Raw genomic sequence first — 1,296 nt, forward strand, 5'->3', positions numbered from 1 at the left:
GTATATGCATCTGAAAAAGCTATTTTAGTACATGAGCGTTTAGCTATTGTTGGTGTATCAAGCGGTGCACAGCCTTTATACAATCCTGAAAAAACAAATATTTTAGCGGTTAATGGCGAGATTTATAATCATAAAGAACTTGCAGCAGAGCTAGATGTTGATTTTACTTTTCAAACTCAATCAGACTGTGAAGTTATTTTAGCGCTTTATAAACAAAAAGGATCTGACTTTTTAGATGATCTAAATGGCATTTTTGCATTTTGTTTATACGATGAAGAAAATGACGCTTACTTAATTGGCCGTGACCATATTGGTATTATCCCGCTTTACACTGGTCACGACGAGCACGGTAACTTTTACGTTGCTTCAGAGCTAAAAGCACTCTCTCCAATTTGTAAGCATATTGAAGAATTTCCACCAGGGCATTACCTGTACAGCAAAGATGGCAAAATCACGCCTTATTACAAGCGTGATTGGGAAACATTTGATGCAGTTAAAGATAACAGCGCACAAGCGCAAGACGTTAAAGATGCATTAGAAGCGGCCGTTAAACGCCAGCTAATGTGTGATGTACCATACGGTGTATTACTTTCTGGTGGTTTGGACTCATCGGTTATCTCTGCTATTACCCAGCGTTTTGCTGCCAAACGTATTGAAGATAACGATGAAAGCGATGCATGGTGGCCTAAGTTGCATTCTTTTTCAGTAGGCCTTGAGGGTTCACCTGATTTAGCCGCTGCCCAAAAAGTAGCTGACATGATTGGTACTATTCACCACCCTATCATTTTTACCATTCAAGAAGGTATTGATGCTCTGCGTGAAGTGATTTACCACATTGAAACGTATGATGTAACAACGATTCGTGCCTCTACACCTATGTACTTAATGGCTCGCCAAATTAAAGCAATGGGCATTAAAATGGTGTTATCTGGCGAAGGTGCTGATGAGCTATTTGGTGGTTACTTATACTTCCATAAAGCCCCTAACGCACAAGAGTTTCATGAAGAGCTAAACCGTAAAGTATCAAAACTGCATATGTTTGATTGTTTACGTGCTAATAAATCAATGGCAGCATGGGGCGTTGAAGCACGTGTACCGTTCCTTGATAAAGAATTTGTTGATGTTGCTATGCGTATCAACCCTGAAGCCAAAATGTGTAAAGATGGCAAAATTGAAAAACACATTTTACGTGAAGGTTTTGATGGCTACTTGCCTGATGAAGTTTTATGGCGCCAAAAAGAGCAATTTTCAGACGGTGTTGGTTACAGTTGGATTGATACGTTAAAAGAGTTTGTA

General features: G+C 39.4%; 1 protein-coding gene. It reads left to right on the forward strand.

Features of this window, described 5'->3' with window-relative positions:
- Positions 1–1,296: asparagine synthase B (gene asnB / locus H5072_RS19745; RefSeq protein WP_182694550.1), on the forward strand; the 1,296-nt coding region annotated here is incomplete at both ends.

The sequence above is a fragment of the Pseudoalteromonas sp. SR45-5 genome (assembly GCF_014163565.1).
Taxonomy (GTDB): domain Bacteria; phylum Pseudomonadota; class Gammaproteobacteria; order Enterobacterales; family Alteromonadaceae; genus Pseudoalteromonas; species Pseudoalteromonas distincta.